The sequence below is a fragment of the Spirosoma montaniterrae genome (assembly GCF_001988955.1).
In the GTDB taxonomy this organism is placed as follows: Bacteria; Bacteroidota; Bacteroidia; order Cytophagales; family Spirosomataceae; genus Spirosoma; species Spirosoma montaniterrae.
In genome coordinates this window covers 2115195-2137732 of the sequence record NZ_CP014263.1, presented here as the reverse complement: position 1 = coordinate 2137732, position 22538 = coordinate 2115195, and the positions used below count along the sequence as shown (strand labels likewise).

Sequence of the window (22538 nt, the reverse complement as noted above, 5' to 3'; positions counted from 1 at the left end):
GGCTGGAAAGCCGTCCCGAGCATCAGCCGAGAACAGCCGAAATGTGCATTGCTGACGCTTAGGGCGGCTTTCCAGCCGCGTTACTCAGAACGGTGTTTCCTGACTGGGGTCGGCGTTGCCGAAATTGGACAAGTTATTGGCTTTGCTTTTAAAGACACTGCCGCTGGCCGGGGGAGCGTCGAAACTGCTCAGGCCGTTTACGTCGGGCGCGAAGCCCTGCGCCTGTACTGGCTCGAAGTACGTATCGAGGTCGCAGAATTTGGTGTATTTGTTGATGAACCGGAGTTGGATCGTATCGAGCGAGCCACTCCGGTTTTTTGCAATGATTACCTCGCCAATACCCGCCGTTGAATTGCCACTTTCATCCTGGGTAATGTTGTAATACTCAGGCCGATACAGGAAGCAAACCATATCGGCGTCCTGCTCGATGCTGTTATGAACGATAATATCGTTGGCAACAAAATTGTGTACCGAGGGTACGGTGGCGTCATATACGTCTTCTTCGCCAAGCGACTCTATCGATACAACCTCATCCCAAAGCACGTCAGATTCGGCCAACTGCTTCAGTACGTCGTAGGGCATGGCTTCGTAGAGCCGGGCCATGCGCTGCCGCGATACGCCCGCTTTGAACAGGCTACTGCCCGCATATTGCATACCGATTCGGTCCGACAATGTACGCCAGCTAATCTGATCATCAGTTTTACAGCCCGTTATCACGGAATGCCAAACCTCCTTCGGAATTACATCGACATTTGTATTTTCGGCAACTTCATCTAAAGCTGCCAATAATTCAGGAGCTAACTCACCCCGTTGCCCGTAGCTGTTCACCAGTGTCAGGAAAGCCTTTTGCTGCGTCTTTCCCTGAATGTGAACATGGTACATAGGCCGGTACTCCCCGGTCGACGATGCCTGTTTAACCGTCGACAGAACGCCCAGCCGCAACAGCAGGTGCTGAACGTCGCGGGCCAACTGCTGACTCGAAGACGCGTAATAAATGGCCGCACCCGGTTTTCGATCTGGCAATCGTTTCCAGCTAATGTTGCCATCTGTAGCCCACAAATGGTGCAAAAAGAGTGCTATTTTGGCTTCATCGCAACCGAAAACTGCGTCGGGAATGCGTTTCTCATAACTCCTGCTCCGCGCCAAACCTAAACGATTATACCAATCCGTGATGGGGTGACGCTTACCATGCGTGAGCCGGTAGGGGGCAGGCAGATACGTGTGCTGCCAATTCCCCTGGGCCACCCGGCGTGGTTCAATGCCGAATAGCGCGTTTGCCGTTTTTTCAACGATGGCGAGGTTGGCCTCGTCGGCACTTGTGTAATGATAGGGCTGTTTGGGCAGAATGCAACCATCGCCCAACAGGTGCGCCAGCAGTATCAGCTCATTGTCAGAAAGTGGGTTCTGCGGAGCCGAGACCCGAATTTTGCGGGGTACGGCAACGTGGTCGCCAACACTCAGTTCGTCTAAGCGATACCAGCCGGTTAGCTTCAGAAACTCGTGATTATCCGTTGCCTTTATAGTTCTGCCCGAACGCGTTGTAAGTTTGAACACCGGCTTACGACCCGTACTAAATACATGCGTAACCCGCTCAGGGCCAACAGTCCAGCTTTCGCTCGTGCCGGATATATAAAAGTTGTGTGCGTTGGCTTCGGCCAGTTCGCGGATGGTTGTTCGTTGGCCCGTAACGGCGTCTACCAGAAGCGTATCCCCCGTCAGACAGCCCGATTCGCGAAGGTCGGAGAGTTGCGGCTTTTTGTCGCCACCGCGTGTTTCAACGGCCCGGCTTAACTGCGAAAGCGCGATAACCGGCACGTTCAACTCCTTTGCCAGGTTCTTCAACGCCCGCGAAATCGACGCAATTTCCTGCTCGCGGTTGCCACCGCCCCGCCCGCTCGTATCGCCCGACATCAGTTGCAGGTAGTCGATCACCACCATCTGAATATCGTGTTGGGCTTTCAGACGTCGGCATTTGGCCCGCAGTTCCAGAATGGAGAGGGCCGGTGTATCGTCAATAAAAATCGGGGCTTCGGTCAGCCGCTGAATCTTGTGGTGCAGTTGGGTCCACTCGTGCGGAGCGAGCGTTCCTTTTCTGATTTTCTCGGAGTCGATTTCGGCTTCAGCAGAGATCAAACGATTGACCAATTGCACCGACGACATTTCGAGCGAGAAAATTGCCACCGGCTTGCCATGATCCACAGCCGCATTCCGCAGGGCACTAACTACAAAAGCAGTGTTGTGCGTTACGGTCATATCTTCGAGCAAAAACAGGTGGTTTCCGTCGATAGTGAAGCCGTAGTAATCATCAACTTGGTCGTACTCCACACGAATCCCTGTCACGCGCCAGTCGGCGCGGGCACGTAATGGCCGTGCTCTTTTTCGTTCGATGCGAACAGGAATCGAGTCCAAATTACCGAAGATTCGTAGCCGGTAAACGGTTGATACATAGCCACGTGTGGTAATAACGGCTTGTTTTTCCTTCAACGAACAACGGAAACCAAGCGTGTCGCAGAGATATTTTAGCTGTTCGGCCAGTTCTTTATTCTTCTGGGTAATCTCGTAGCAGTTGAACTGTTCCTGATAGTGCCCGTCGCTGTCGATTAATCCGGCCAGCAGTTTCAGCCGATTTTCGGTCGAGTTGATCAGGTACGAACGCGGAATGTGCTTGTTTTCAAGTACCGAAAGCCCGCGAAGCTGCTCCTGCACGTTGAATATCTCCAGCCGATTGCCGTATTGCGCCCCGCCACGCTGCCCCGACGTAATAGCGTAATTGGCCGTGCGATTGGCCTGCTGATACGTTACCATTTGCAAGCCCAGGCCATCGGCATATTCCTGCAAATAATCAATGACTTCGGGGTCTGTGTTTGTGATCCGGGAACTGTAACTATGACCGTCGCCGAGCCACAAACCCACGAAATACGGGTCGAGGGGAACGGTCTGTTCGGGAAACGCAACGGCTACTTTATAGCCTTTGTAATTCGTTTTAAACTTGTCGGATTTGGTCAGGTAGTCGCGTACTGAAATATTTAATACATCGCCTTTCCGGTGCGGTCCTTCCGTGCGCGACCGCTTCAGTGACAGAATGTGACTTTCGTTCACCCGGTAGCTAATGCCTTTGTTCTGATGCACCCAGTACATCCGCTCGCGGCCCCGTGCAATGCTCAACACCCGCCGGGGGGTCGAGTCGTCGCCCATCAGCAATTCGCCCTCGCGAACATCTTCAACCTTGCGCAGCGAACCATCGAACATGACCACTTTGGTGCCTTTGCCGAGGCATTTCCCCATCGCGGGCCTGGCTGCCAGAATAATCAATTCGGTGGGTTGCCAGCCCGACGTCACGCGGTCGAGGTTGGTAAAACCCGACGGAACGCCCGTCAGCCCTTCCTGGTTTTTCTTGGTTTCGAGTTCGTTCAACGCCATGCGCACAATGGTGCTCATGTCGGCGTAGTTTTTCTTGATGTTCGATTCCGAAATCTTGAAGAGCGATTGCTCAGTGCGGTCGAGCAGTTCAAATACGTCGGTCGTATCTTCGTAAGCATCGCGCAAAATCGTTGACGACATGGCGATAAGTGCCCGTTTCAGGGCCTGCTCCGACACAATCCGGGCGTGGTATTCAATGTTGGCTGCCGAATTTACCCGGAATGTCAGCTCCGATACGTAGCCGCCCCCGCCCACCAATTCCAGTTCGCCAATTTTACGCAATTGTTGCGTAACGGTCAGCAAATCAATAGGATCGGAGTTGCCGAACAGCGTTAGAATAGCGTTGTAAATGCGCTGATGCGCTTCTTTATAGAACGTTTCGGGCTTAAGAATGTCAACCACCGATGAGAGGGCGTCTTTCTCGATCATAAGTGCGCCCAATACCGCTTCTTCGAGGTCCAATGCCTGCGGAGGCAGTTTGCCGAGGCCCGTATCGAGCCAGGCATTACCAGCCTGCTGACGACCACCGGCAAAGGCGGAAGGCTTACGAAGATGTTGGTTGGGTCGGGGGTTCTGTTCCATAAATCTCTACTGCAAGTTTACGAAATCATACCCCCATAAGGCAAGTTCCGTTCGGTCAGCGTATAGACATCAGGGCGTTCATTTGCCGCGTAACATTCTGGTAATCTTGACGCTACCTCGCTCAAAAAAAACACGTCTTTTTTTGCAACGGTACATAGTCGTGTCAGCGTATGGATTATGTGACGAAATTAACTGACTTTGGCTGAGCAAGATAACAATTGGCTCACAATTTGTTGTGCGAATCGAAGATTGTTTTGCATTTGATAAGAATTCGCCCAAAACGAATAAATTTTTGACGAACGGTGTTGTGAATGAAGTGGAATCACTTACTTTTCGGAATCATACATTTAACGCATATCATCGTTTGGTCGAAAAAGTCATTACCCTCGACAATGTCTCGCTCATCGACTTTCTGGGCGTAGAGAACCACAACATCAAAGAAGTGGCTGCTGCGTTTCCGATGAGCAAAATCATCTCACGCGGCAATGAAATCCGCATCAAAGGCACCACGCCTGAGATTAGCCGCATCAGCGATATTCTCGACTCGCTGATGGAACATTACCAGAGATACGGCAAAATTACCCACGAAAACGTGCAGAGTTACCTCAGCCACAGTGGCATTGCCGTTAGCGGTAATCCGGTGCCACCTGCCCCGCCCAACGATGACGAAGTCATTGTGTATGGCAACCGGGGCGTAGTTGTCAGGGCCAGAACCGACAATCAGAAACGATTGGTGGAAGCCGCCGAAAAACACGACCTGGTGTTTGCCATCGGTCCGGCGGGTACGGGTAAAACCTACACCGCCGTAGCTATTGCCGTGCGTGCCCTGAAAAACAAAGAGGTCAAGAAAATCATCATTACCCGGCCTGCCGTTGAAGCGGGTGAGAATTTAGGGTTCCTGCCGGGCGATCTGAAAGAAAAAATCGACCCGTATCTGCGCCCAATCTACGACGCGCTCGACGACATGATTCCGGCGGAGAAGATGAAATTCTACGAAGAGAATCGGATCATTGAGATTGCTCCGTTGGCGTATATGCGCGGTCGAACGCTGAACAATGCTTTTATTCTGCTCGATGAAGCCCAGAATACAACGTCAATGCAGATGAAGATGTTTCTGACGCGGATGGGGCCAACCTCGAAGGCCATCATCACCGGCGACCGTTCGCAGATCGACTTGCCCAATAAGCAGAAGTCGGGTTTGATTGAATCGATTGACATTTTGAAAAACATCAAAGGCATTGCTTTTGTTGAACTCGATGGTCGCGATGTGGTGCGGCACCGACTCGTTCGGGAAATTATTGTGGCATATGATAAAGCGGGTCAGTAATCGGGTATACCAACGAATCAGAACCGGGCGGCTTTGGCTGGCCGGTTCTTTTATGCTTATTGCCTGCCAACTGACCTACGCGCAGATGCCAGGCAGTACGCGGGCGTTTGGCATGACTCCCCACCGCTGCGGTTTGGTTGAACATGAGCGCATTCTTCAACAACGCGACCCTAACCGGCTGCGGCAGGTAGAAGACCTGAACCGAAAAGTAGCGCAGGCGTTGTTCCAAACCCAAAATCTGCGTCAGCAGGCCGATCAGACCATTTACCGAATTCCGGTGGTGGTACACGTAATTCACAGCAATCCGTCGGGGCAGATTGGCGGTCCGAACAATGTCAATATTTCCGATGAGCAGATTCGGTCGCAAATTCAGGTGCTGAACGAGGATTACCGGCGAAGAGAGGGAACAAACGGGTTTAACACCAACCCGCTTGGGGCCGATGCCATGATCGAGTTTTACTTAGCCACGACCGACCCCAGCGGCCAGCCCAGCAACGGCATTACCCGGCATTACTACGCCGATAAAGCGTCGTTCAATGTTTTTGACGATGATGTGCTATTGTCGCAAATAGCCTACTGGCCGTCAGACCGTTACCTGAATGTCTGGGTAACGAAATTAGATGATTATTTGGGATACACGCAATTCCCGACAGCCGCCGATACGCTCGGCGGTCTTCCGGCGAATACCAACGAATTAACCGACGGTACAATTATCGACTATCGGGTGTTTGGCCGGCGGACGGGTACGATTACGTTGCCGCTTTATCTGCTTGGTCGGACGGTCACGCATGAAATCGGGCATTGGCTGGGGCTTATTCACACGTGGGGCGATGGAGCCGGGTGCAACGAAGATTACGTAGCCGATACACCACCCATGCAGGACGGTTCTGTTGCACCCCAATCGTGTCGGCAGACGTTTTCCAACTGCAACGGGCGCGGCCAAACCCGCGACCTGATGGAGAACTATATGAACTACTGGCCCGATGCCTGCATGAATATGTTTACGGCGGGGCAGGTGGCCCGGATGCGAACCGTACTGACCGTTAGCCCCCGCCGGGCGCGGCTGATTCGGGCGGCTGGTACACCCCTGACCGAGTCCGAAACGCTCGACGTTTTTGTGTACCCGAACCCCGCCAGTTCAGACCCGGCAGTGGAAGTGCGGCTGAAAGGATTTCAGTCGTTTACCGTCGACGTATTCGATGCGTCGGGGCGACAGACGTACACGATGGCGTATTTCGACGTGCCGAGTACGCGCCTGACGATTCCCGTTTTCGGATTGCCGAGGGGCGTTTACGTGGTTCGTGTTAAAACGGACAGCGAAACGGCGAGCAAGCGGCTGCTGGTTTTGTAGGAAACAAGCGCAGATATGGGCCGGAAAGCGTATGTTGGGCATTATTTTTTTAACTTGCCCGCCTATGATTACCGTTGCACCCATATCCAGCCCCACCGATCTTGACATTGTTTTTGGTATTCGCCACACCGTGTTTGTGGTCGAGCAGCACGTAGCCCACGACGAAGAATACGACGAGTTTGAGTCCATCAGTACCCATTTTCTGGCCCGTGTTGGCGTCACCCCTGCCGGAACCGCCCGCTGGCGACGCACATCCAATGGCATCAAGTTAGAGCGATTTGCCGTTTTGCCCGCGTTCCGAAGGCAGGGGGTTGGGCAGGCATTGGTACAGGCCGTGCTGGACGATGTTTTCGCACAACAACAGACCGCCGAACCTACCGAAAGCATCTACCTCCACGCACAGCTAACGGCCATGCCGCTCTATGCCGGTTTCGGCTTTGCGGCTGTTGGGCCAATGTTCGAGGAAGCGGGCATCCAGCATTACAAAATGGTACTCACCGGCTCCGCTTATCCCAACCAATGAAGGGCCAGCCATTTGTGCGCTACGCAGCCGGGCTGGTTGCGGGCATTTTGCTGTACGTGAGCTTTCCCAACGAATATGGCATTCCGGTAACTGCGTTGCTGGTGGGCGCGGGACTGCTCATCTGGGGGTTCGTTCGTTATGCCAGCCAAACAAGGAAGCCCGTTCAAACAAGTCAGGGCATCGGCGGCCTGCTGGTGTTGCTGGCTCTCGGCTGGGCCATCACCTACCAGCGAACGGCCAGCAATTGCTCCGACAACATCGTGCATTTGCGGGATACCTTGCGGACATATGAGGGCGTCGTAGCTGCTCAGCCCGAAGAACGCGCCAAAACCTACCGCGTTGAACTGGAAATCAGCCGGGGCCGCTGGTCCAGCCGCACCGATTCGGGACAGTGGCATCCGCTTAGCGGGCGTGTTATTGTGTATGTCGATAAGGCCATTGGCCGGCTACCCCGCTACGGTGAAGTCTGGCTCGTGAATGGCCCACCCCGGCCTATCGACCCACCCCTGAACCCCGGTGAGTTCAACTATAAACGCTACCTCAGTCACCGTAACATCTACCACCAGCAGTACCTGCGTCCGTGGCAGCGGCAGGTGGTGGCCTACAACCCGCCCAACCCTGTCACACGGTTAGCCACACGGGTAAACCGCTGGGCCGATAGCGTGTTTATCGACCGGATTGGCACCCGTGCCGAATACGCTATCGTCAACGCTATGATTCTGGGCGTTCGCGATGATCTGGATACTGAGTTGTATCGGGCCTACTCGGCAGCCGGGGCAGTACACATCCTGTCGGTGTCTGGAATGCACGTAGGTATTTTATTTGCAGTGCTGACGTACCTGCTCAGTTTTCTCATCAAACGGCCCCGTGGCAAGCTGCTGATGGCCGCGCTGCAACTGCTCATTTTGTGGTTCTACGCGCTCGTTACGGGGCTGTCGCCCCCGGTGCTGCGGTCGGCGGGCATGTTTACATTGCTGATTGTTGCCAACGCAGCCGGGCGGCAGCAGCAGTTGCTGAATACATTGGGAGCATCGGCATTTTTTATTCTTTGCTTCGATCCCTACGCGTTGTTCTCGGCAGGCTTTCAGCTATCGTATGTAGCCGTGGCAGGTATTGGTGCGTGGCAGTCGTCGCTGGTGCAGTCGCTGACGTTTCGGTACAAAGCTGCGAATAAACTGTGGGAACTGACCGCCGTGGCGTTGGTGGCGCAACTGATTACGTTTCCATTAGGCGTATTTTATTTTCACCAGTTTCCGACCTACTTTTTGCTGGCAAACCCGGCAGTGATGGGCCTGTCGTTTATTTTGTTGCCGCTGGCAATGGCGACGCTGGCGGTTAGCTGGGTGCCATTGCTAAACGATGCGCTGGGCTGGCTGTTGCAGAAAACGGCCTGGCTACTCAACGCCGTAGTCATGCAAACGAGCCGCCTGCCCGGTGCTGCCTGGGATGGCCTGTGGCTGTCGCCCACTGCGCTCGTGCTGGTCTACGCCGTGATTCTGTTCGGCGTGGCTGTATTGCTGACCCGAAACCGGGCTTATCTGTGGGCCACGAGCGCATCGGCTCTGCTGCTGACGGGCGTTACGCTCTGGAACGACTACGAACAACGTCACCAACGACGGCTGGCTGTGCATTTTCTGCCGCACCGCACGGCCATTAGCCTGACCGACGGGCATACGAGTACGTTGCTTACCGACCTTGATACGGCAGATACGCGTTCGTATGATTTTTACCTGAAAAACACGTTCGGGCAGTGGGGCGTCGACGATCTGACAATTGCCAACATTCGAGCCGATTCGCTACAATTAGTTCCGGCCTATAAACGGCACAAAGACTACGCGCTGTGGGTATGGCAGGGCAAAACCCTGCTGATTGTGAATAAACTGGGAGGCTATTCACGCTGGCGACTACCTGCCGTGGTCGATTACTGCATCATCCGCCGAAATGCCCTGCGCGACTGGAACGACCTGAATGGCCGCATCGTGGCCCGGCACGTTATTTTCGACGACTCCAACAAAACGCCCCTGACTGACCGGCTATTAATCGAGGCCAAAGCACGGAACATTGCCTGTTATTCTGTCCGGCAGATGGGCGCGTATGCAACAGAATTTATGCCCTATTGACATTGCCTTGCCGTATGGCTGGCGCGAAGGATTGCTGACGCGAAAGAGACGCAAAGGGTTGCGTCTCTACATTTGTTCGTCCCACGTAGAGACGCAACCCTTTGCGTCTCACCCGCGCCAGCTATTGGCATTCCAGCCTTCACGACAAATGGTGCATCACTGCTTCGCTGAACCCGCCGAATCGGGCCGGGCCTGCACAGATTTCGGGGCCGGGGGCCGGAAACCACCGATGTCTTTCTGCATCTGCTCTTTTTTCGACTGGTACAACGTCCACTGGTCCGGCGTCAGAATCGGTTTCAGCTTTTCTTCCTTTTCTTCGTTGAACATCAGCATTACCTCCCGAATCTGTTGCATGGTTTCGGGCGAGGGCCGACCATCGGCACCGGTATTCGCTGACACGATGTCTTTGATGGCGTCCTGCTGCATCTCAGCGTATTCATTATTCAACTTCTTCACGGCTTTCCCCTGGTCTTTAGTCAGGGCGAGGTTATCTCTCAGCCAGTTGGTTTCCTTATTTGCCATCTCGCCCGCAATGTTGGGCACCGATGCACGCGGGCTACTGGGCATGGGCGCCATTTGCCCGCGCCGACCCATACCACCCATGCCGCCCATACCACCACCGGGCATAAACTGCCCATAAGCCGATACGATAAACAATATGGTCAGGCCCATTGTCAGGGCCGTTGTTCGTAACGATAATCCGTTCATTGCCAGGTTAGTAGTGTTTGTTAGTTGCTATCGTTGGGCAAAGTTCGAAAAAAATACGCCAAAGTTTCTGAAACCCCAGCATAAGATTAGTGCTGTTGAGGTTCGGACAGATGCTGGCAGAAACGGAATTTCTTTGTGTAGCGTCTATTTTGATGGCGGATAGCTCTAAACTTTTCGGCGATACAGTCCGTTAGCTAACTATATGGAAACGCTCGAAAAAATCCGTAAGTCGTACACCGAATACGTACTTGAAAACGGTAAACAACCCACCTCCGTCTTCCAGTTTGCCAAAAAGCTGAAATTGGCCGAAGCCGAATTTTATACCTACTACGCGTCGTTCGATGCAATCGAAGCAGATATCTGGCTGGCGTTTTTTCAGGATGCGAAAGCCACTGTAGAAGCCGACCAGACGTATCAGGGATATTCGGTTCGTGAGAAACTGCTGGCCTTTTATTACACCTGGATCGAATTGCTGAAAGCCCAGCGGAGCTTTGTGGTCTACAGCTACAGCCATCTACAGGAAGCATCGGCAACGGCCTCGCCGGTAGCCAAAGCCCGGATGCGGGCCGGTCAAACAACTGCCAACAGCCGTGTGCTGATGCCGTTCAAAGAAGCGTTTTTCGACTACGCCCGCGATTTGCTGGCCGAGGGACGCGAAAGCCGGGAGGTGGAACCCCGCCCGTTTGTAACTGACCGCTACCCCAATGCACTCTGGATGCAAACGCTGTTTGTACTCAATTTTTGGGTGCGTGATGTCAGCAAGAATTTTGAGAAAACCGATTCTGCCATCGAAAAAGCGGTCAATACCTCCTTCGACCTCATTGGCCGTTCGCCCATTGATACATTGATTGACTTTGCCAAGTTCATCTACCAAAATAAATGAATGATTGAATTGTTGAATGATTGAATGAATAATCAGACCCCTCTACTTCATTCAACAATTCAACAATTCAATCATTCAATCATTCAATCTATGAAAACCCAGAACTCCGTTCCGACTACTAAAGTTGCCCGTGCCAGCCAATTCGTGAAAGCCGGAGTGAAGGTAGGCGGCAATTATATCAAGCATTACAGCAAAAAACTGCTGGACCCGGATCGCTCGAAAGAAGAACTGCATAAAGACAATGCGGCTGATATTTACGACGCCCTCAGCGAACTGAAAGGCTCGGCCCTGAAAATGGCGCAGATGCTCAGTATGGACCGGGGCTTGCTGCCCGTAGCCTATTCTGATAAGTTCACGATGGCGCAGTACTCGGCCCCCCCGCTATCGGGGCCGCTGGTTGTTAAAACGTTTCGGACGTATTTCGGTAAATCGCCGGGCGAGTTGTTCGATAAATTCGACATCAACTCCGTGAATGCAGCCAGCATTGGGCAGGTGCATCAGGCATGGAAAGACGGAAAAAAGTTAGCCGTGAAAGTGCAGTACCCCGGCGTAGCCGATGCTGTTAGCTCCGATCTGAAGATTGCCAAACCATTAGCTGTGCGGCTCCTCAACCTCGACGAGCGGCAGATCGACCGGTATATGGGCGAAGTAGAAAGTAAACTGCTCGAGGAAACCGACTACGAACTCGAACTCCGGCGCAGCATCGAAATCTCGCAAGCCTGCGCCCATATCGACGGGCTGGTGTTCCCAAACTACTATCCCGATTATTCCTCGAAGCGCATCCTGACAATGGACTGGCTCGACGGGCTGCACCTCAAAGAGTTTCTGGCAACCAATCCCTCGCAGGATGCTCGTGATCGCATCGGCCAACTGCTCTGGGATTTCTATGACCACCAGATTCATACCCTCCGGCAGGTACACGCCGACCCGCACCCCGGCAATTTCCTGATGCGCCCCGACGGTACGATGGGCGTCATTGATTTTGGTTGCGTGAAGGTCATCCCCGACTATTACTACGACAACTATTTCCGGCTTATCAACCCCGACACACTCGAAGATGAGGCCCTGACGCAACAGATTTTCACGAATCTGGAATTTCTGGTGCCACAGGATTCACCCCAGGATCGCCGGTTTTTTTCGGATCTGTTTGTGCAGATGATCGAGATGCTGGGTGCGCCCTTCGCCGTCGATGAGTTTGATTTTGGCGACAACGAATACTTCACCAAAGTCTACGCCTTCGCCGAAGAACTGTCGAAATTAGAAGAACTGCGTTCCTCGAAAGTTGTGCGTGGTTCGCAGGATGGTTTGTACGTAAACCGCACGTATTACGGCCTGTATGCTATGCTGAACGAGTTGAAAGCCCGCGTCCGCACCACCAAGCCCGCGTGGCTGCGTTCGCAGAAAGCGGTATTGGCGTAGGCTGTTACCAACTTGCATCTTTCCGAATCCCGACATAGAAGCCGAGGGTGTTGTCATACAACTCACCCGCATCGACCGCTACGGAGGCCCGCGCTGTCACGCCGTTAAGGATGTAGAGCGGGGCCGAAACGGTTAGTGCTGATGAAAACTGGTGAATCGGGCGGGGAAACGGCTCTACGTAGGTGCCAAGATTCTGACTGTACGACGCTTTTAACTGAAACCGGAAAAAGTCCATTACCTGTCCCGATACGCCGAGGTGCCAGACCGATACGCGGTTGTTGTTTGTAAACCCATAACGCGGCAGGCCGCTACGGCTGTCGGTGCTGGGGGTGATGAAGGGCGTTCCCAACGTGAGGCCGTAGCGCGACCAGCCATCCTGATATTGCGAGTGGTTGAAATAATTATCGCGCCCACGCAGCAGGTCGCCATCCCCAAAAACGGAGCCACCCTGACTTTGTGTGTACAGGTGTTCGAGCAGAATGGCCTGAATTTGCAGCCCATCGCGGTTGGTTGGGCGCAGATTGCGGATGCGGAGGCCATTTAGCCCGTCGCGAATGTTGATGAGATAGAACAGCGAACCATCTTCGTAAATGCTTTGCCGGTACGCGAAAATAGCGACCGAACCGGTGGTGTAATCAAGCCCCACATCAATCGTGCCGAGGTGATTGCCGATGCGGTTTTCACGGTCGAAGTTGCTGATTCGGGTTGTATCGACATTGGTGCGGTTGGCGAGCGTATTTCCCATTACGATGTCGATGTAATCGCGGAACGTAGCCGGAAGCTGATTGTTTTTGATGAGACTGCCCGGCAACCGTTCGGTGCCGCCCCCCCACATGACCTGGTGATTGATGCCGCCGTATAGTTTCAACCGCCAGTTGGGTTTTCCTACGCGCACATAGAGGGCTTTCTGATGCAGCAGCGTGTTTTTTACAAACCGGTCGCTCTCGAACCAGCCGTGGGCATAAAACCCTTTCACGGCAAACAAACTCCGTTTGGGGGTAAAGTCGGGAAAGCCCATCTGAAATTTAAGCAGCGGGAGCGCATTGCCCGACTGCGCATACGACCCTGAAGTGAGTGTAGAATCGACTAAGCCAATGATTTCGCGCCGACGCCCGCCCCAGGTTTCAAAGCTGCCTATTTTCACTTTTACGTAGGCTTCGGGTATAAGTAGCTTATAGTCATAGCCCGCATTCAGTACGGCCTCGGTACCCCAGCCCCAGTCGACGCGCCGGTTGGCGGCCCGCAGGCTGTCGAGCCGGGTACGTGGTTTATCGTGGTAGTCGACGCGCACCGCCTGCCGAATCGTGAGGATAGCCGCATCACGCGGCACGATACCAAACTGATTCGTGCGTAACCAGAACGGGGTTTCGCCTGATGTTGCGAAATAGCTGCCAACCTCAGTGCCTGTATGCACCGGTTTCAGGGTTTGCCCGAACGAGCAGCCTGCCCAACATATACTTAAGAGTACACCTAATCGCATGGAGCAATTCGTGCATAAAACATGCCATCTTGTTTTGTGTTTATTCGTAAAATCATTTGTTCATTTGCTATTATCACTAAATTCATGATTCACCCGTTACCGGCAGCATTCTGCCGGCCCAAACAGGGGGGAGCTACTAATCACCGGCCTGTATTTTTCGGAAGGCCATAAATATTGGCTTACCTTTGTGAGAGATTCCCGAACATGCTATCACATTCGGGCGACTTAAGATTAATCAACTGTGACGGCCAAATTCCGTTGTAATGCTTCATTATGGTACCCAACGACGAACTAATTCGGATCATTGATCTGCTCAATACAACCTACGAAAGCGAAGAAGCCTGGCATGGCCCGTCAGTAGTAGAAGCCCTGCGGGGCGTTACGCCCGACATGGCTGGCCGCAAAATCACGCCCAACACGCACTCCATCGCCGAATTGGTTTTTCATATGACAAGCTGGCGGATTTTCTGTGTCAAAAAGATGCAGGGCGACGCCACGTTCGATATTACCACGCCCGACAAAAACTTCGGTGCCCTGCCCGACAAAATCGATGATTTTGAATGGGAGGCTCTGCAAATGGAACTCAGCCTGAGTCAGGAAGAACTTGTCAATGAACTCGACAAGCGCGATGACGATGAGTTTCTGGAAGACATTGTACCCGGTCGTGACTACACGTATTACGATATGCTTCACGGCATTATCAACCACGATCTCTACCACACGGGTCAGATCGTAATCCTGAAAAAAGTCCTGACGTTTAAAGGAGTCGGGTCGAGCTACGCCGAAAGCGACGAAGACGAATTCGGCTCACCTTTCGGCAGCAGCTACGATCAGGACGATTATTATTAATTGTTGAGTGATAGAGTGGTTGGATGATTGAATGACTGAATGATTGGATGTCAGTTCTTGCACTCCATTCAATCATTCAATCATTCAACCACTCTATCACTCAATCATTCAACCTCTCTATCCTTGAATTTCTGGCTTGTAAAGTCCGAACCCGACGTGTACGGGTGGGCACATTTTACGGCGCAGGGACGCGCTGTTTGGGATGGCGTTCGCAACTATCAGGCGCGTAACAATCTCAGTGCTATGCGCTTGGGCGATCAGGTATTGTTTTACCACAGCGTATCCAAACCCGCAGTAGTAGGGCTGGCAACCGTTGTGCGCGAAGCTTACCCCGACCCAACCGTAACCGAAACGCCCAATCGCTGGGTAGCGGTAGAACTGGAGCCGGTGATGGCCTTTGAACAACCCGTTACGCTGGCGCAAATTAAAGCCGAACCCATGCTGGCAACTATCGCACTCATCCGGCAGTCGCGGTTGTCGGTCATGCCCATCCGACCCGATGAGTTTGAGCTACTACTGAAATTGAGTGATACGTGATAAACGATGCGTTTTGTGCGTCAGCCCACTCATCACTCATTGTTTATCACTCATCACTACTTATGAAGCTAATCTCTCCTGCATCCTGGCCCGATTATGAACTGATTGATACGGGTAATTTTGAAAAACTTGAACGCTTCGGCGCGTTTGTGCTGGCCCGGCCCGAACCGCAGGCGATTTGGGATAAGTCATTGACCGACAGCGACTGGCAGGGCATGGCTCACGCCACTTTCCGGCGCGACCGCAATTCGCCCGAGCGGGGCGACTGGCAAACCAAACCCGACATGCGCGATCCGTGGTTCGTGAAGTTTCGGCAGGAGGGGTTGAATCTGACATTCAAGCTGGCCCTCACTACCTTCAAACACGTCGGTATCTTTCCCGAACAGGCCGATAACTGGGTCTATTTGCACAAGGCGATCAGTCAATTGAACACCCCCCGCCCTAAAGTGCTGAATTTGTTTGCCTACACGGGCGGGGCATCGCTGGCTGCGCGGCAGGCTGGTGCCGACGTCACGCACGTTGATGCGGTGAAGCCGGTCATTAGCTGGGCACGCGAAAACATGGACCACAGCGAGTTAGACAACATCCGCTGGGTGGTCGAAGATGCCGTAAAGTTTGTGCGCCGGGAAGTGCGCCGGGGCAACCGCTACAATGGCATTATTCTTGATCCACCCGCCTACGGACGTGGCCCCGACGGCGAAAAATGGGTGCTGGAAGAACAGCTTAACGACCTGCTCAAATCCTGCGCCGACCTGCTCGACCGCACCGATTTCTTCTTCATCATCAATCTGTACTCGCTTGGTTTTTCGGCACTGATTCTTGAAAATATTATGGGGCAGACCTTCAGTAACGTAGCCAATGCCGAATGGGGCGAACTGTTTTTGGCCGATAGCTATCAGAAACGCCTGCCGCTCGGTGTGTTCTACCGGTTTGCATCAGTACCTTTGTAAAAAGAGTGAGATAGTGAAAGAGCGAAAGGGCGAAAGAGGACCGTTGCGGTCTGAAGTTTCATTGAGTGAAAGCCTTATGAAAAAGGCTTCTCTGCCCAACTATGCCTTTCACCCGTTCAGTATTCGTTGCGGCATTCGTTTAGCATCTGTTGCAGCACTCTTTTACTCTTTCGCTCTTTCGCTCTTTCTACTTGCCTGCACCTCTGATAACCGACAGATGGCGCACATCCCCGATGTGCCTAAATCGGGCGACAGCAGTCGAACGCAGTTAGCTTTGCAGGCACTGACACAGGCCATCAACACGTCGTCGCCGGCATCGGCCTATGCCAAACGGGCGGTTATTTTGCTGGCGATGGGCCGCTATGCCGATGCACTTGCCGATATAAACGAAGCCATTGAGCGCAATGACAATGCCGGTTCGTATTTCCTGACGCGGGCTAAAGTGCTGCGGGCGTTGCAGCAACCGGCAAAGGCACTCGAAAATGCGCAGCGGGCTGAGATTCTGGGCGTAAATACACCAGAACTTTATACATTACAGGGAGACTTGCTGCAACAGCAGAATCAGTTCGACAAGGCCAGGCTATACGTAGCGCGGGCGTTGCAAATGGCTCCCTATGATGGGGAAGCGTATTTTTTCAACGGGCTGATGGCAGCTAAGCAGGGCGATACGGCGCAGGCACTGGCCCTCTACGACCAATCGCTGCGGCTCAAACCGCGTTACCTGGAAACCTATAATCAACTGTCGGCTATCTACCGTACACTGGGCAACCTGAACGCTGCCTTAGCCTATAACGAACGAGCCGTGCGGTATTTTCCGAACAATGCCAAACTGATATATGGTCGAGGGCTGATTTACCATACGTCGGGTCGGCTCGACAGCGCGATGATCTGCTATCAGCAGACTATCAAGCTGCAACCAACGTATTATCAGGCGTTTTTTCAGTCGGGGCTGATCAACCAGAAGTACCGGAACTATTACGGGGCATTGGCAAACTACCAGCGGGTGCAGCAACTCCGCCCGCAGTTTCCGCGTATTGATACGTACATTGGCTTCTGCTATGAACAAACAGGACAATATGACCTGGCAATTGCCGCCTACACGAAAGCCTCGCAGCAAAATGCGGGCGACCGGCAGGCTGCGGCTGGGCTGTGGCGTTCACAACGGCGGCAATATGCGCAACAAAACCCGTATAACTCCGTAATTTTGCCCGATGCGTCAGATCCGCTGCCGTCGGCGGTCAACCGGCCTACGCTGGATACCACTCGCGTTAGAATCACGACCATTCAGCCAAAAACACGCGTATTAACCACCGAATCCGACTCGCTCCGGCGAACAGTAAAACCAATAAATTAACAATCAAGTAGCTTACAGTTGTAGGTAGGCTGCGGGTGCCACGATTAACCAACAAATCAATGATTGCGCAGGACGAACAAATCCGCGTCACGCTGCCTGATGGGAGCGTACGGCAGTATCCAAAAGGCTCGACAGGTCTGGACATTGCCACCCAAATCAGCGAAGGGCTGGCCCGCAATGTGCTGGCTGCCAAAGTAAATGGCGTTGTGCAGGATGCCACCCGGCCTATTGACGACGATGCCGCCATCCAGCTTCTGACCTGGAACGACCCCGAAGGCAAAGCTACCTTCTGGCACTCGTCGGCCCACCTGCTGGCCGAGGCTCTCGAAAGTCTGTATCCCGGTGTGAAGTTTGGCATCGGCCCGGCCATCGAAACCGGATTTTATTACGATGTTGATCTCGGCGGACAGGCGTTCTCGCAGGACGACTTCAAGAAAGTGGAAGATAAAATGCTCGAACTGGCACGCCGGAAAGAGCAGTATCTGCGTAAGCCAATGGGCAAAGCGGAGGCCATTGCTTATTTTGAAGAAAAGGGTGATCCATACAAACTCGATTTGCTCGACGGACTGGAAGACGGCACCATTACGTTTTATACGCAGGGCGATTTTACGGATTTATGCCGGGGGCCACACATCCCGAACACTGGCTTTATCAAAGCTGCCAAGATCATGAACGTGGCCGGAGCCTACTGGCGCGGCAACGAGAAAAACAAACAGCTTACGCGCATCTACGCCGTCACGTATCCGAAGCAGAAAGAACTCGACGATTACCTCCACCTGCTGGAAGAAGCGAAAAAACGCGACCACCGTAAATTGGGTAAAGAACTCGACCTGTTCGCATTTTCGGAGCGGGTAGGGCAGGGCTTGCCGCTGTGGTTGCCCAAAGGCACGATGCTGCGCGAACGGCTCGAAAACTTCCTGCGTCGGGCGCAGGTGCGGGCTGGTTATCAGCAGGTTGTAACGCCCCACATCGGTAGCAAACAGCTCTACGTGACATCGGGGCACTGGGAAAAGTACGGCGAAGATTCGTTTCAGCCCATAAAAACGCCCGACCCGAACGAGGAGTTTTTGCTGAAACCCATGAACTGCCCGCACCACTGCGAAATCTATAAAACCCGCCCGCGCTCCTATCGCGACCTGCCGCTGCGACTGGCTGAATTCGGTACGGTGTACCGCTACGAACAGTCGGGCGAGTTGCATGGACTGACGCGGGTTCGTGGTTTCACGCAGGACGATGCCCACATCTTTTGCCGTCCCGATCAGGTAAAAGAAGAGTTTTTGAAAGTGATCGATCTGGTGCTGTACGTTTTCCAGTCGCTCGGTTTTGCCGATTATAGCGCACAGGTTTCGCTGCGTGATCCTGAAAATGGCACCAAGTACATCGGCTCCGACGACTTGTGGGAAAAGGCCGAATCGGCTATTATCGAAGCAGCCGCCGAGAAAGGGCTGAAAACCGTAACCGAACTGGGAGAAGCGGCCTTCTACGGCCCTAAACTCGATTTCATGGTACGCGACGCGCTGGGCCGGAAATGGCAGTTAGGCACGATTCAGGTCGATTATACGCTGCCCGAACGCTTCGAACTTGAGTATATCGGTGCCGACAATCAACGGCACCGGCCTGTCATGATTCACCGCGCCCCGTTTGGGTCGATGGAACGATTCATTGCGATTTTAATCGAGAATTCGGGTGGTAATTTCCCGCTCTGGCTTTCGCCCGATCAAATTGCCATTCTGCCCATTTCCGAGAAGTATGAAGACTATGCCAACGAGCTGTTTTTTGGCTTGCAGGAACATGATATTCGTGGCTTTGTCGATCTGCGCGATGAGAAAATTGGCCGTAAAATCCGCGATGCTGAAGTAAACAAAGTGCCATTTATGCTTATCGTGGGTGAGAAAGAAGCCGCCGAAGGTAAAGTTTCGGTTCGGCGCAAGGGTCAGGGCGATCTTGGCAGCATGACCGTAGCTGAGTTTGTCGGCATGTTCCAGGCCGAAGCGAAAATATAGTTGTTCTACGCGCTATCTGTAAACAGGTTATTGCACAGAGATTCGCAGAGTAAATAGGGGGATTCACGGAGGAGGGTTTAAATCAATCTCCGTGTATCTCTTTTTCTCAGCGCATCTCTGTGTAACAACTTGCCCATCCGGTACACGTAATGCATAGAACAATCAGCCAACTTCTTGCGTGGCATCAGTATTTTCAATACTTTCCCGAACTTTTTGGGAGACAGTACGTTTTCAAAACGAAACAAAGGAGCACACTAAACACAATTTATGGCATTACCCCAGCGCAGACCACCCCGTCGCGTGGTTGAAGAACCCTACAAAGTTAATGAGCGCATTCTGGCCCGCGAAGTGCGGGTGGTCGGTGAAAATGTAGAGCAGGGAATCTACGATATAAATAAAGCACAGGCGTTGGCTAAAGCCCAAAACCTCGACCTCGTTGAGGTATCGCCCAACGCCGTGCCGCCCGTCTGTCGTATTGTTGACTACTCAAAGTTCAAGTACGAGCAGAAGAAAAAGCAGAAAGAAATTAAGGCCAACGCCACCAAAGTCGTTATCAAGGAAATTCGATTCGGCCCCAACACCGACGACCATGACTTTGAGTTTAAGCTCAAACACGCCATCAACTTCCTGAAAGAAGGCGCGAAGGTGAAAGCTTATGTGCAGTTTGTTGGCCGTGCCATTGTATTCAAAGACCGTGGTTTTCAGTTGCTGGAGCGTTTCTCGAAAGGGTTGGAAGAGTACGGCAAAGTAGAGGCCGAACCCAAACTCGAAGGCAAACGCATGAGCATGTTTCTGGCCCCGAAAGTCGTAATCAAGAAATAGGAAATTTTCCGTATCTTTGCGGCCTGTTTACTGAATTTCCCACGTTAAGCGGTCAAACCAATGCCAAAAGTTAAAACCAACTCAGGTGCCAAAAAGCGTTTCAAGCTGACCGGCACCGGGAAAATTAAGCGGAAGCACGCCTTCCACAGTCATATTCTGACGAAAAAATCGACCAAGCGTAAGCGGAACTTAGTTCACGATACGCTGGTGTTTGCGGGTGATGAGCGTCGTATTAAAGTGATGCTCAGTATCTAATAACAAAGAAAGGGCGCGGTTGCGTCCTGGTTTCACGTTTTACCCGACAAAGGGCTTTAAAGTGAATAGAGAGTGAAAAGTGAAAAGTGAAAAGTGGGTAACTATTTTACATTTTTCATTCTACATTTTTCACTGAATCTTCCGCCAGTCGTCAAAAAACAAAAAAATTATGCCACGTTCCGTCAATCACGTTGCCTCACGGGCGCGTCGGAAAAAAGTAATGAAGCTGGCTAAAGGCTATTTTGGCCGGCGCAAAAATGTTTGGACGGTTGCTAAAAACGCCGTCGAAAAAGGATTGGGTTACGCCTATCGTGATCGCCGGGCCAAGAAACGCGATTTTCGCGCACTCTGGATTCAGCGGATCAACGCAGGTGCCCGCATCAACGGTATGTCGTATTCGGTACTGATGGGTGCGCTGAGCAAATCAGACGTACAACTCAACCGCAAAGTGCTGGCCGATCTGGCTATGAACCACCCCGAAGCGTTTGCCGCCGTTGTGGAACAAGTGAAGTAAACAGAGCTTACAATAAACGGAAGCCCGGCCACTGGCCGGGCTTCCGTGTTTTAGGTCTCCACGATTTTTGTTTTCAACCCCGCCCGGTCGCCGGTAGAAAGCCGCCCGAGCAGATAAACGTCGATCTCGTATTCGCCAACGCGGAAAACCTGCTGAGTAGTCAACTGGCTGTCTATAACCGCTTTTAGCTGCTGAAACTGCGCCGTGCGGGCTTTCTCCTCGTCGCCATACCAGTCATGTTCGGTCAGGACTGGCTCCCAGAAGTCGGCCACGGGTACTTCTTCGACGTATACCGATGGCGGCAGCATTTGCCAGTCTTTAATCTGACTGGTCGTGAGCAGTTCTTCCTGTTTTAGATAACAGGCGACAGCGTCGAGTGGCTCGTCAGATTCGCTGGGATAGAACAAGCCGGTCACGAGTGGATTAATCTGGTCAGTAAATGACATTATTTCTGTCGGCTGACTGCAACTTTCGGGCGTTTCGTTCGTCATAAACTGGCAACGTTAGTCATGGCAAATTAATAGGTCGATGGCGAACAAAGCGACCAAAAGCCGTTTAATTTTGCGCGGAACTAACCAAAACAATCCGCAAACCAGCAAAACCTTACAATCATGTTTGAAACCCTGATGAATTTGGTACAACAGCAATCGGGTCAGGCTGTTATTAACAACCCGGCGATTCCGAACGAGCAGAACGACAACGTCATGCAGACGGTGGCAAGCAGCATCCTGAGCGGCTTAGGGCAGCAGGCGCAGGGCGGTGGCTTAGGTAACCTGCTCGGTATGGTCGTTAACGGCGGGAATAACGTACAGGATAACCCCGTAACGGGCAACGTGCAGCACCACGTAGAAGAAAACCTGATGCAGAAATTAGGTATCTCGCCCCAGGTAGCCATGTCGATTGCCGGTGCCGTTGTGCCGATGGTACTGGGTAAACTGATGAACAAAGCCGCTGACCCGAACGACAACAGCGTTGACGGGAACAGCATTCTGGGGGCGGCCACCGGTCAGCAGGGTATCGACTGGATGGGTGCGGCTTCGTCGGCAATGGCCGATGGTAAACTCGATATGAACGACCTCATGCGGGTGATGACACAGCAGGGCGGTGGCGGTGGTGGCCTCGGCGGTATGCTGGGTGGCCTGTTTGGGCGATAAACCAGCCAACAGTTAACAGCCAGCAACCAACCGTGTAGGTTGCCCCAAACCCCCGTCCAGCAGTCCTGGCGGGGGTTTTACTGTAATTAACGGTGTGTTTTGGCCAGTATTGGCAACAGCCAATACCGGTTGGCTGCTGATTATTCGCTTTCGTTGTAGAAACTGACATTGTTGGCTGATGACTGTTGGTTGTACACTGACACGTTCTGCCAATCTGACAGCAAATCGAACAATTTTGCCAACTGGCATTTGTATTGATAGATAGGTCACGTATGTCAGTGTACAAC

General features: G+C 52.8%; 19 protein-coding genes. 15 read left to right on the top strand and 4 right to left on the bottom strand.

Annotation, left to right across the window (positions count from 1 at the left end; translation table 11 throughout):
• Positions 1–84: 84 nt before the first annotated feature.
• Positions 85–4002 (bottom strand): replicative DNA helicase, encoded by a 3918-nt coding sequence (locus AWR27_RS25250; RefSeq protein WP_157579182.1) that lies wholly within the window; start codon positions 4000–4002, stop codon positions 85–87.
• Positions 4003–4366: 364 nt separating this feature from the next.
• On the opposite strand from AWR27_RS25250, the gene AWR27_RS09330 reads away from it, so the two are divergent.
• From AWR27_RS09330 to AWR27_RS09315, 4 genes are all read left to right on the top strand, one after another.
• Positions 4367–5329, top strand: coding sequence for a PhoH family protein (locus AWR27_RS09330; protein ID WP_077133904.1), 963 nt, complete (start codon positions 4367–4369; stop codon positions 5327–5329).
• Positions 5241–6680: a M43 family zinc metalloprotease gene (locus tag AWR27_RS09325; RefSeq protein ID WP_335695416.1), complete on the top strand. Its 1440-nt coding sequence runs from the start codon at positions 5241–5243 to the stop codon at positions 6678–6680. Before AWR27_RS09330 ends, AWR27_RS09325 begins: the two co-directional genes overlap by 89 nt.
• Positions 6681–6744: 64 nt before the next feature.
• Positions 6745–7203, top strand: coding sequence for a GNAT family N-acetyltransferase (locus AWR27_RS09320; protein ID WP_077133903.1), 459 nt, complete (start codon positions 6745–6747; stop codon positions 7201–7203).
• A complete protein-coding gene (locus AWR27_RS09315; protein WP_077130922.1) occupies positions 7200–9323 on the top strand; it encodes a ComEC/Rec2 family competence protein in 2124 nt (707 codons plus the stop codon). The genes AWR27_RS09320 and AWR27_RS09315 overlap by 4 nt, the downstream gene beginning before the upstream one ends.
• 156 nt (positions 9324–9479) lie before the next feature.
• Here the strand turns inward: AWR27_RS09315 and AWR27_RS09310 are convergent, their stop codons facing one another.
• Complete coding sequence (locus AWR27_RS09310; protein WP_077130921.1) at positions 9480–10031, bottom strand: hypothetical protein; 552 nt, start codon at positions 10029–10031, stop codon at positions 9480–9482.
• A gap of 202 nt (positions 10032–10233) precedes the next feature.
• Between AWR27_RS09310 and AWR27_RS09305 the strand changes: the two genes are divergently transcribed.
• Together AWR27_RS09305 and AWR27_RS09300 are read left to right on the top strand one after the other, a co-directional pair.
• Entirely contained in the window at positions 10234–10914 is a 681-nt protein-coding gene (locus AWR27_RS09305) for a TetR/AcrR family transcriptional regulator (protein ID WP_077130920.1), read from the top strand.
• 90 nt (positions 10915–11004) lie between these two features.
• Positions 11005–12333 carry an ABC1 kinase family protein gene (locus tag AWR27_RS09300; protein WP_077130919.1) on the top strand — a complete coding sequence of 443 codons (1329 nt, stop codon included), beginning with the start codon at positions 11005–11007 and terminating at the stop codon, positions 12331–12333.
• A 4-nt stretch (positions 12334–12337) separates the two neighbouring features.
• Here AWR27_RS09300 and AWR27_RS09295 read toward each other — a convergent pair whose 3' ends face one another.
• Entirely contained in the window at positions 12338–13747 is a 1410-nt protein-coding gene (locus tag AWR27_RS09295; RefSeq protein WP_232326019.1) for a capsule assembly Wzi family protein, read from the bottom strand.
• 339 nt (positions 13748–14086) lie between these two features.
• Between AWR27_RS09295 and AWR27_RS09290 the strand changes: the two genes are divergently transcribed.
• The 8 genes from AWR27_RS09290 (at position 14087) to rplT (ending at position 21097) form a co-directional block, all read left to right on the top strand.
• Positions 14087–14662, top strand: a complete 576-nt coding sequence (locus tag AWR27_RS09290; protein WP_077130917.1) for a DinB family protein — start codon at positions 14087–14089, stop codon at positions 14660–14662.
• 123 nt (positions 14663–14785) lie between these two features.
• Positions 14786–15199, top strand: a complete 414-nt coding sequence (locus tag AWR27_RS09285; protein ID WP_077130916.1) for an EVE domain-containing protein — start codon at positions 14786–14788, stop codon at positions 15197–15199.
• A 62-nt stretch (positions 15200–15261) separates the two neighbouring features.
• Complete coding sequence (locus AWR27_RS09280) at positions 15262–16149, top strand: class I SAM-dependent methyltransferase (protein ID WP_077130915.1); 888 nt, start codon at positions 15262–15264, stop codon at positions 16147–16149.
• Between the two features lie 76 nt (positions 16150–16225).
• Complete coding sequence (locus tag AWR27_RS09275) at positions 16226–17503, top strand: tetratricopeptide repeat protein (RefSeq protein WP_083732801.1); 1278 nt, start codon at positions 16226–16228, stop codon at positions 17501–17503.
• Between the two features lie 59 nt (positions 17504–17562).
• Complete coding sequence (gene thrS / locus AWR27_RS09270) at positions 17563–19506, top strand: threonine--tRNA ligase (RefSeq protein WP_077130913.1); 1944 nt, start codon at positions 17563–17565, stop codon at positions 19504–19506.
• A 267-nt stretch (positions 19507–19773) separates the two neighbouring features.
• On the top strand, positions 19774–20328 hold the full coding sequence (gene infC, locus AWR27_RS09265; protein WP_077130912.1) for a translation initiation factor IF-3: 555 nt from the start codon (positions 19774–19776) through the stop codon (positions 20326–20328).
• Between the two features lie 60 nt (positions 20329–20388).
• Positions 20389–20583, top strand: coding sequence for a 50S ribosomal protein L35 (gene rpmI / locus AWR27_RS09260; RefSeq protein WP_077130911.1), 195 nt, complete (start codon positions 20389–20391; stop codon positions 20581–20583).
• A gap of 169 nt (positions 20584–20752) precedes the next feature.
• Entirely contained in the window at positions 20753–21097 is a 345-nt protein-coding gene (gene rplT, locus AWR27_RS09255; RefSeq protein WP_077130910.1) for a 50S ribosomal protein L20, read from the top strand.
• Positions 21098–21147: 50 nt separating this feature from the next.
• Here the strand turns inward: rplT and AWR27_RS09250 are convergent, their stop codons facing one another.
• Positions 21148–21543 carry a nuclease A inhibitor family protein gene (locus tag AWR27_RS09250; RefSeq protein ID WP_232326018.1) on the bottom strand — a complete coding sequence of 132 codons (396 nt, stop codon included), beginning with the start codon at positions 21541–21543 and terminating at the stop codon, positions 21148–21150.
• A gap of 165 nt (positions 21544–21708) precedes the next feature.
• On the opposite strand from AWR27_RS09250, the gene AWR27_RS09245 reads away from it, so the two are divergent.
• Positions 21709–22251 carry a DUF937 domain-containing protein gene (locus AWR27_RS09245; RefSeq protein WP_077130908.1) on the top strand — a complete coding sequence of 181 codons (543 nt, stop codon included), beginning with the start codon at positions 21709–21711 and terminating at the stop codon, positions 22249–22251.
• Positions 22252–22538: the final 287 nt, after the last annotated feature.

Excerpts from the sequence above, each read along its gene's own strand:
- AWR27_RS25250 (WP_157579182.1), bottom strand. The coding sequence starts at position 4,002 with ATGGAACAGAACCCCCGACCCAACCAACATCTTCGTAAGCCTTCCGCC.
- AWR27_RS09320 (WP_077133903.1), top strand. The coding sequence starts at position 6,745 with ATGATTACCGTTGCACCCATATCCAGCCCCACCGATCTTGACATTGTT.
- AWR27_RS09300 (WP_077130919.1), top strand. The coding sequence starts at position 11,005 with ATGAAAACCCAGAACTCCGTTCCGACTACTAAAGTTGCCCGTGCCAGC.
- AWR27_RS09310 (WP_077130921.1), bottom strand. The coding sequence starts at position 10,031 with ATGAACGGATTATCGTTACGAACAACGGCCCTGACAATGGGCCTGACC.
- rplT (WP_077130910.1), top strand. The coding sequence starts at position 20,753 with ATGCCACGTTCCGTCAATCACGTTGCCTCACGGGCGCGTCGGAAAAAA.
- AWR27_RS09245 (WP_077130908.1), top strand. The coding sequence starts at position 21,709 with ATGTTTGAAACCCTGATGAATTTGGTACAACAGCAATCGGGTCAGGCT.
- AWR27_RS09250 (WP_232326018.1), bottom strand. The coding sequence starts at position 21,543 with ATGTCATTTACTGACCAGATTAATCCACTCGTGACCGGCTTGTTCTAT.
- AWR27_RS09305 (WP_077130920.1), top strand. The coding sequence starts at position 10,234 with ATGGAAACGCTCGAAAAAATCCGTAAGTCGTACACCGAATACGTACTT.
- AWR27_RS09275 (WP_083732801.1), top strand. The coding sequence starts at position 16,226 with ATGAAAAAGGCTTCTCTGCCCAACTATGCCTTTCACCCGTTCAGTATT.
- AWR27_RS09280 (WP_077130915.1), top strand. The coding sequence starts at position 15,262 with ATGAAGCTAATCTCTCCTGCATCCTGGCCCGATTATGAACTGATTGAT.
- rpmI (WP_077130911.1), top strand. The coding sequence starts at position 20,389 with ATGCCAAAAGTTAAAACCAACTCAGGTGCCAAAAAGCGTTTCAAGCTG.
- AWR27_RS09290 (WP_077130917.1), top strand. The coding sequence starts at position 14,087 with ATGGTACCCAACGACGAACTAATTCGGATCATTGATCTGCTCAATACA.
- infC (WP_077130912.1), top strand. The coding sequence starts at position 19,774 with ATGGCATTACCCCAGCGCAGACCACCCCGTCGCGTGGTTGAAGAACCC.
- thrS (WP_077130913.1), top strand. The coding sequence starts at position 17,563 with ATGATTGCGCAGGACGAACAAATCCGCGTCACGCTGCCTGATGGGAGC.
- AWR27_RS09315 (WP_077130922.1), top strand. The coding sequence starts at position 7,200 with ATGAAGGGCCAGCCATTTGTGCGCTACGCAGCCGGGCTGGTTGCGGGC.